The organism is Microbacterium sp. CGR1, from assembly GCF_051062835.1.
In the GTDB taxonomy this organism is placed as follows: Bacteria; Actinomycetota; Actinomycetes; order Actinomycetales; family Microbacteriaceae; genus Microbacterium.
Map to the genome: position 1 here is coordinate 3,022,866 of NZ_JAOTPG010000001.1, position 8,370 is coordinate 3,031,235.

Genomic DNA, 8,370 nt, shown 5'->3' on the forward strand with positions numbered 1-8,370 from the left:
GCGCTCATGATCGACGTCCTCGTCGCCGACGACGAGCAGCCGGCCCTCGACGAGCTCGTGCATCTGCTGCGCACGGATGACCGGATCGGCGAGATCCTCACCGCGCGTACGGGTGCCGATGCCCTGCGCCAGCTCTCCGCGAGGGCTGTGCGGATCGCGTTCATCGACATCCACATGCCGGGGCTGCTCGGCACCGAGCTCGCGCGTGCGTTCCTCGCCCTCGCCGATCCGCCGGCCGTCGTGTTCGTGACGGCCGACGAGGCACGCGCCGTCGAGGCTTTCGAGCTTCGCGCCGCCGACTACCTGCTCAAACCCGTGCGCACCGAGCGGCTGCGTCGAGCGGTGGATCGCGTCCTCGAACTCGGCGAGAGCGCGGCGTCGGGCGACGACGAGGTGATCCCGGTGACGGTCGGATCCGCCGTCCGCTTCGTGCACCGAAAGAACGTCGTCTGGGCGCAGGCCCAGGGAGACTATTCGCGCCTGCACACCGAGGACGGCACCGGGCACCTCGTGCGCATCCCGATCTCCGAGCTCGAGAGCCGGTGGACGGACGCCGGGTTCCTGCGCATCCATCGCTCCGTGCTCGTGCGGATCTCAGCCGTGACCGAGGCGCGGCTGTCGGGCGCCGACCCGTCTCTCGTGATCGGCGCCGTCTCGCTGTCGGTGAGCAGACGCCTCGTGCCGACGGTGCGCGAGGCGCTGGTGCGCGGCGAGGCAGGGCCATGACCGAGCCGGCGAAGCGAGGTGAGGCGCCGAAACGGGCCGAGACGCCCAAGCGGGTGCGCGTCACGGCCGACCTGCCGGCCCGCCGGACGCAGCCCCTCACCCGGGGCATCGCGCTCCCAGGCGCACCGGTCGACGAGGCGGAAGCCGTCTACGCGCGCGCCCTCATGCGCAGCCAACTCCGACTGGCGCTCGGCACCATCGCCGGATTCGTCGTCGTCGTGCTGGTGCTGGCGCTCGCCGTGGCGCTGATCCCCGGAACGGAGAGCATCACCCTGTGGGGCGTGCCGCTGTCGTGGCTGCTGCAGGCCTTCGCGTTCTATCCGGTCATCCTCGTCTTCGCCGTGCTCTACGCGCGCACCGCCGCTCGCAACGAGCGCCGCTTCCGCGAGCTCAGGGACCGCGAGTGAACACCGTCGCCAACCTCGTCGGTGTCGCCCTGATCATTCTCGCGACGCTGCTGATCGGCGTGTACGGGCTGAGGGTGTCGCGGACCACAGGTGACTTCTTCGTGGCATCGCGCACGGTCCGCCCGGTGTGGAACGCGTCCGCGATCAGCGGCGAGTACCTCTCGGCAGGAACCTTCCTCGGCCTGTCCGGCCTCGTCCTCCTCGACGGTGCCCGGGGGTTCTGGTTCCCGATCGGCTATGCGGCCGGCTACCTGCTCGTGCTGGTGTTCGTGGCCGCACCGCTGCGCCGAAGCGGCGCCTACACGATCCCCGACTTCATCGAGGCGCGGCTCGAATCGACAGCGGCCCGTCGCGTGACGAGTCTCGCCGTGCTGATCATCGGATGGCTGTACATCGTGCCGCAGCTGCACGGAGCGGGCATCACCCTCGTCGTGGTCGCGGGACTGCCCGAATGGGTGGGCGCCGTGACGGTCGCCGTGCTGGTCGCGGCGGCAGTGGCGGCGGGCGGGATGCGCGCGATCACGTACGTCCAGGCGTTCCAGTACTGGCTGAAACTCACCGCTCTCCTCGTGCCGGTCATCTGCATCGCCTTCGCGCTCAGCGGCGGGCCGCACGACTTCGACCCGGCTCTCGTCTTCCCTGCGGAGGCCGGGCCCTCCGGATTCGACGCCTACGAATCGGCATCCCTGCTGCTCGCTCTGCTGCTGGGCACCATGGGTCTGCCGCACGTGCTCGTGCGTTTCTACACGAGCCCGACCGGGGTCTCGGCGCGCAGGACCACGGTGATCGTGATCGCCATGGTCAGCGCCTTCTACGCCGTGTCGAGCGCGATGGGTCTGCTGGCGCGCATCGAGGCGCCGGATCTCGCGGTTCCCGGCATCGCCGACACCGTCGTGCTCCTGCTGCCGTCGCGGGTGTTCCCCGGGGTCTTCGGCGAGCTGCTGACGGCCCTGATCGTCGCCGGAGCGTTCGCGGCGTTCCTGGCGACCTCGGCGGGGCTCGTCGTGTCTCTGGCGGGGGTGATCAGCCAGGACGTGTTCTCCGGTTCCGTGCGCTCGTTCAGGGTATCGGCCGTTCTCTGCGCCCTGGTGCCGCTCGCCGTCGCGCTGATGACGGCGCCGGCCGGACTCGTCTCGAGCGTGGGCGTGGTGTTCGTCGTCGCTGCCTCCACCCTCTCGCCGGTCGTGCTGCTGGGCGTCTGGTGGGGAGGCCTGACCGCACGCGGCGCCGTGGCGGGCATGGCCGCAGGCGGACTCGCCGCAGGGCTCGCGCTGCTGATCCACGGGGCGGTCGGGGGAGTCGGCGTCGCCGCGCCCTATCTCGCGCAGCCGGCAGCCTGGACCATCCCTCTCGCAGCTGCCGTGACCGTGATCGTGTCGCTGCTGGATCCGCGCGGACCGTCGCCGCGCACCTCGCGATTCCTCGCTCGCGTGCACTCGCCCGAGCGACGCTGAGGCGAGTCGGAGCTCACGGGTCGACCATTGGCGACTCGGCTGGCCGTTCGTCCAGGAATCGCCCCCGACCCTGGTGTGTAGACGGAAGCCCGGCGTAGCTTGAGCGGCGGTGCGGCAACGCGGTCGCACGAAGATCATCGGGAGAAGCACATGGGTCGAACACCCCTCCGGATGGCAGCTGCCACCACCCTGGCAACGCTGTTCATCGCATCGACGGCAACCGCAGGCTACGCAGGCACGGAGGAGGTGACCAACCCCACTCCGGTCGAAGGGACGCCCGGGCACTACATCGTCGTGCTCAAGTCCGACCCGCTCGCCAGCTACACCGGCGACGTCGACGGACTCGAGGCGACCAAGCCCGCCGAGGGCGAGCAGCTCGAGACGCAGTCGCAGGACTCGCAGCGCTACGTGCAGCACCTCGAGACCGAGCAGCAGACGGTCGCGCAGGAGGCGGGCGTCACCCCGGAGATCAGCTACCAGGTCGTCCTCAACGGCTTCAGCGCGGAGCTCACGGGCGAGCAGGTCGACAAGCTGCGCGCGTCGAAGGATGTCTACGACGTCTACCCCGACTTCATCCGCCACCCTGACGCCCAGACGTCGACGAACTTCCTCGGCCTCGGTGACGACAAGAAGGGTCGCGGCGGGGTCTGGCAGCAGACCGGCGGGGTCGACAAGGCCGGAGAGGGCGTCGTCGTGGGTGTCATCGACACCGGCATCGCCCCGGAGCACCCCTCTTTCGAGGGCAAGAAGCTCAAGAAGCAGCCCAAGAACGACAAACGTCACAAGGGTGGTCAGCCCTACACCGACGGCACCTTCGTCTACTTTGACAAGTCGGACGGCGGCCAGTTCCGCGGGGCGATGGTCGAGGCTCAGGAGTGGGACAAGGGCGACTACTCGTCGAAGCTCATCGGCGCCCAGTACTTCTACACCGGTGCCCAGGCGGCCGGCTTCGACTTCCAGTACGACTACCTCTCACCGCGTGACGGCGACGGCCACGGATCGCACACCGCGAGCACCGCGGCAGGGAACTTCGGCGTGAAGGCATCGATCGAGGATGTCGACTTCGGCAAGATCTCGGGCGTCGCGCCCGGTGCCAAGGTCGCGGCCTACAAGGCCTGCTACGTCGGACCCGATGAGGCCGTCACGACCGACGACATCTGCGCCGGCAGCGACCTGATCGCCGCGATCGACCAGGCCGTGGCCGACGGCGTCGACGTGATCAACTACTCGATCGGCGGCGGTGCGGCATCCACCGTGCTCGCCCCCGAGGACATCGCGTTCTTCAACGCGGCAGCGGCCGGCGTCTTCGTCGCCACCAGCGCCGGCAACGACGGACCGGACTCCGTCACCGCCGACCACGCCTCCCCGTGGTACACCACGGTCGCGGCATCCACGATCCCGACCTGGGAGGGCACGGTGCAGTTCGACGGCTTCGCCCAGGCCGGCGCCTCGGTGAGCGTGCCGTTCGGCACCACGGTCACGGGGCCGTCGATCTACGCCGGTGACGCGCCTGCCGCAGGTCAGGCGGCCGCCGATGCGGCGCTGTGCCTTCCCGGCAGCCTCGATCCCGCGAAGGTCACGGGTCACATCGTGGTCTGCGATCGCGGTGGCAACGCGCGCGCCGAGAAGTCGCAGGTCGTGAAGGATGCCGGTGGTACGGGTGTCGTGCTCGTCAACGTGCCGGGTGGTGCGGATTCGCTCGACAACGACTTCCACGCCGTTCCGACCGTGCACCTCGCCTCGGCGTACCGCGCGGCCGTGCTGGCCTACGTCCAGGGCGGCATCGACCGACCGATCACGCTCGTGGGCGAGAACACCACGGGCGTCGTGACGCCGGTGCCGCAGATCGCCGGATTCTCGAGCCGCGGCCCGATGCTGGCCGACGGCAGCGACATCATGAAGCCCGACATCGCAGCGCCCGGTGTCGCGATCCTCGCGGCGACGCAGAACGCTCCCGGCGAGAAGCCGACCTTCGGCATCCTGTCGGGAACGTCGATGGCGTCGCCGCACATCGCCGGTCTCGCCGCGCTCTACCTCGGTGAGCGCCCGAACGCGAAGCCCGCCGAGATCAAGTCCGCCATGATGACGACCGCGTATGACACGGTCAACGCCGACGGCTCTGCGAACAAGGACCCGTTCCAGCAGGGTGCGGGCCAGGTCGACCCGAAGCGCATGTTCAACCCGGGTCTGCTCTACCTGAACGACGTGCCCGACTGGGTGGCGTTCCTCGAGGGCAAGGGCCTCGCCGACTTCCCCGGCGAACCGATCGACGGCAGTGATCTCAACGTCGCATCGTTCTCGATCGGGTCGCTCGCGAGTGCGCAGACCGTCACCCGCACGGTCACCGCGACCGAGAAGGGCACGTTCACGGCATCCGTCGATCTGCCCGGCGTGAACGTGACGGTGCAGCCGTCGACGTTGAAGTTCGACAAGCCGGGTCAGACCGCGACCTACACGGTGACGTTCGACAACCAGAGCGCACCGGTCGAGCAGTGGGCGACCGGATCGCTCACCTGGACGAGCAAGAAGAACACGGTGCGGTCGCCCATCGCGGTGTTCCCGGTCACGGCGGATGCTCCGGCCGAGGTCGAGGGCGCAGGGGTCGACGGGTCGACCACGGTCGACATCACGCCCGGTGTCGACGGCGCTCTCGCTCTCACACTGTCGGGTCTGACGCCGTTCTCGCTGCTGGAAGACCCGGACGGCCGCGTCGTCGGTCACTCGGGCGACGAGGCATCGGGAGACGCGAACAAGGACGTGTCGTGGATCGTCGACGTGCCCGAGGGCACGACGCTCTCGCGCTTCGACCTCGACTCGTCTGATGACACCGGCAGCGACCTCGACCTCACGGTCTATCGGGTCGTGAGCGCCGACGACCTGCGCTACTACGAGCGCTGGCAGTCTGCGACGGGGTCGGCTGACGAGCAGGTGACGCTGGCGGCTCCGACGGCCGGGACGTATCTGGTCGTCGCCAACGTGTACTCGACGTCGGCGCCGATGACGTGGGACATGACCTACGCCAACGTGCAGCCCGAGGGCGAGGGCGCGTTCACCGCGACCCCGAACCCGATCGAGGCCGTGCGCGGCCAGGCGACGAGCTACGACCTCAGCTGGACCGGCCTCACCGCCGGCACCCGCTACCTCGGACTCGTGCAGTACGGCGAGTCGGATGTGCGCACGATCGTCACGGTCGACGCGCCGTAGCAGTGGTCAGCGGCGACGCCCTGTGCTCTTCGGAGCGCGGGGCGTCGCTCTGCGTCGGGACTCGGATCAGATCCTGCGGCCGCGCGGCATCAGACGCACGTCGGGCAGGGGAGGAGCGGGGATGCGCACGTCGTGACCCTCGACGACTCCGAACCGTGGGGAGGCCGCCTCCCACTCGGTGCGCGCCTCGACGATCTCCTCGTGCGTGCGGCCGGCGAAGTTCCACCACATGACGATCTCATCGTCGAACGGCTCGCCGCCGATCAGGAAGAGCAGGGCTCCCTGCGTGCTGGCGACGTCGATCGCCTCCCTCGAATCCCCGAGGTACAGCATGTCGTTCCGGGTCATCTCGTGTTCGGAGATCGAGACATCACCCTCGACGAGCATGATCGCGTGCTCCCAGTCGTCCCGCAGAGGCAGTCGCACGCGGGTTCCGGCGGGGATCACGATCTCGGCGCCGACGATCGGGGTGTGCACCGTCGCCGGCGAGGTCGTGCCGGCGAACTCGCCGAGCACGACGGTGGCCGCAGCATCCATGCCCTCGTGGGCGACCAGGGGCACCTGAGGGAGGTCTGTGTGGCGTTCGAAACCGGCGCTCCCCTGTCGTGCGCCGTCGGGGAGCACGACCCAGAACTGCAGAGCGTCGAGGGGGATCGGGTCGTCACCGATCGAGTACTCCGAGTGCGAGATGCCGTTGCCCGCGGTCATCAGGTTCAGCTGGCCCCGACGCAGGTCGGCGTCACTGCCGAGTGAATCCCGGTGGCGGATCTCGCCGACGAGCGGCCAGGTGACCGTCTGCAGTCCGATGTGCGGGTGTGGCTCCACGCGCATCCTGGTGTCCGCCGGTCCGAATCTGTCGAGGAAGCACCATGCTCCGATCGTCGGCAGGTTGCGGTGCGGCAGCACGCGCAGCACATTCATGCCGCGGACTCCGCCGAGCGGAACCTCGCGCGGCTCGAGCACGATGCGGCGCTCTCCGATCATCGGCGCAGCTCCGTGGGCGTCGGCGGATCCGCTCGCGATCTCGGTCATCCGATTCTCCTTCGCTCAGGTGCGTCTGCGCACTGTCGCACGAGCGGACTCATAGGCTCAGCGGATGAACGCTCGACGCTCTTCCATTATCCTGCTCGCCCTCGGTGCCTCGGCCGTGCTGCTGTCGGGGTGCGCATCCGGCGGAGACGCGGGCTTCTGCGGCCCGCTGCTCGACGACACGCAGACGTCGGCTGCTGCCTTCTCTCCGCTGATCCCCGGCATGAACTCCGAGGGCGACGTCACAGCGAGGCTCGCGCTCATGGAGAAGGTCGAGCCGACGCCCGAGCTGGCCGAGGACCTCGAGGCGTGGAAGGGCTACCTGACGGTGGCGGCGGAGTCCATCACCGATGACCCGACGGCGATGATCACCGCGTACGACGACGACGTCAAGGCGTCGGGCGAGGCCCTCTTCGAGTACTACAACGGCACCTGCATGCAGTAGCGCGGTCGAGAGTGACCGCGCCCGGTCGTCAGGCTTCCGTCGGCGCGTCGCCGGGCCTCTTCGGCCAGCGGATCTCTGCGCCGGGGATCTCATGGGTCGTGAGGTACTTCGCGATGTACGGGCACAGCGGCACGATCGCATCGCCGGTTGCCGCGGCATCCGTCAGCGCCCGCTCGGCGAGGATGCCCGCGAGGCCCTGCCCCTGGAAGGCGGGGTCGAGCTCGGTGTGGATGAAGCGGATCGCCCCGGGCCGCAGCTGGTACTCCGCGTAGCCCGCGAGCGCGCCATCCGTGCGGATCTCGTAGCGGGACTCGTCGTCGTTGCGGGTGACGGTGATATCGGTCATCGAGTGCTCCTTCGGCTGTCTGCGTCCAACCTACGCCCGCGGAGTTGTGGACGGGCGGGCCGAGGTCGGCGGGGGTCGTTACGCTGGAGGGATGCCGCAGACTCCCCGTGACCCGTACGAGGATCTGCCGTACGCAGACGAGCCGTGGGACGGCGCCGAGTGGGAGCCCTCGGAGCCGCCGGAGCCCATGGACTGGGTGCCGCAGGGTGCAGGCTACGAGCCGCCGCTCGATTGGGGCCCAGGGCCGGTCACGCCGGTGGGGCAGGCGAAGACGGCATCCGCTGCGCCGGCGCGACGCGCTGCGCCCAGCAGGTACCCGACCGCGGGTGAGGCGCTGCACACGGTCTTCGGCTACGACGAGTTCCGTGGCGACCAGGCGGCGATCGTCGAGCATGTGATCGGCGGCGGCGATGCCGTCGTGCTCATGCCGACCGGTGGCGGCAAGAGCGTCACGTACCAGGTGCCGGCGCTCGTCCGCGAGGGCACGGGGCTCGTGGTCAGCCCGCTGATCGCCCTCATGCACGACCAGGTCGACGCGTTGCGGGCCAACGGCGTCAGCGCCGCGTATCTCAACTCCACGCAGTCGATCGACGAGCGCCGAGAGGTCGAGCGAGCGTATGTCGCGGGGGAGCTCGATCTCATCTACGTCGCCCCCGAGCGACTGTCCTCGCCGCAGACGACCGCTCTGCTGCAGCGGGGAACCCTCAGCGTCATCGCGATCGACGAGGCGCACTGCGTGTCGCAGTGGGGGCACGACTT

8 protein-coding genes are annotated in these 8,370 nt (G+C 69.4%); 6 read left to right on the top strand and 2 right to left on the bottom strand.

Going from position 1 to position 8,370, the window contains the following annotated elements; translation table 11 throughout:
• Positions 1 to 6 precede the first annotated feature (6 nt).
• From OD997_RS14975 to OD997_RS14990, 4 genes are all read left to right on the top strand, one after another.
• A complete protein-coding gene (locus OD997_RS14975) occupies positions 7 to 726 on the top strand; it encodes a LytR/AlgR family response regulator transcription factor (RefSeq protein WP_434332291.1) in 720 nt (239 codons plus the stop codon).
• A complete protein-coding gene (locus tag OD997_RS14980; RefSeq protein WP_434332292.1) occupies positions 723 to 1,133 on the top strand; it encodes a heavy metal transporter in 411 nt (136 codons plus the stop codon). Before OD997_RS14975 ends, OD997_RS14980 begins: the two co-directional genes overlap by 4 nt.
• Positions 1,130 to 2,587 carry a cation acetate symporter gene (locus OD997_RS14985; protein WP_434332293.1) on the top strand — a complete coding sequence of 486 codons (1,458 nt, stop codon included), beginning with the start codon at positions 1,130 to 1,132 and terminating at the stop codon, positions 2,585 to 2,587. Before OD997_RS14980 ends, OD997_RS14985 begins: the two co-directional genes overlap by 4 nt.
• A gap of 171 nt (positions 2,588 to 2,758) precedes the next feature.
• A complete protein-coding gene (locus tag OD997_RS14990) occupies positions 2,759 to 5,791 on the top strand; it encodes a S8 family peptidase (protein WP_434332294.1) in 3,033 nt (1,010 codons plus the stop codon).
• Between the two features lie 66 nt (positions 5,792 to 5,857).
• Here the strand turns inward: OD997_RS14990 and OD997_RS14995 are convergent, their stop codons facing one another.
• Complete coding sequence (locus OD997_RS14995; protein WP_434332295.1) at positions 5,858 to 6,823, bottom strand: pirin family protein; 966 nt, start codon at positions 6,821 to 6,823, stop codon at positions 5,858 to 5,860.
• 64 nt (positions 6,824 to 6,887) lie between these two features.
• Between OD997_RS14995 and OD997_RS15000 the strand changes: the two genes are divergently transcribed.
• Positions 6,888 to 7,265: a hypothetical protein gene (locus tag OD997_RS15000; RefSeq protein WP_434332296.1), complete on the top strand. Its 378-nt coding sequence runs from the start codon at positions 6,888 to 6,890 to the stop codon at positions 7,263 to 7,265.
• Positions 7,266 to 7,293: 28 nt separating this feature from the next.
• Here the strand turns inward: OD997_RS15000 and OD997_RS15005 are convergent, their stop codons facing one another.
• Complete coding sequence (locus tag OD997_RS15005; RefSeq protein WP_434332297.1) at positions 7,294 to 7,611, bottom strand: GNAT family N-acetyltransferase; 318 nt, start codon at positions 7,609 to 7,611, stop codon at positions 7,294 to 7,296.
• 91 nt (positions 7,612 to 7,702) lie between these two features.
• Here OD997_RS15005 and OD997_RS15010 point away from each other — a divergent pair.
• On the top strand, positions 7,703 to 8,370 hold a 668-nt coding region (locus tag OD997_RS15010; protein ID WP_434332298.1), incomplete at its 3' end, for a DEAD/DEAH box helicase.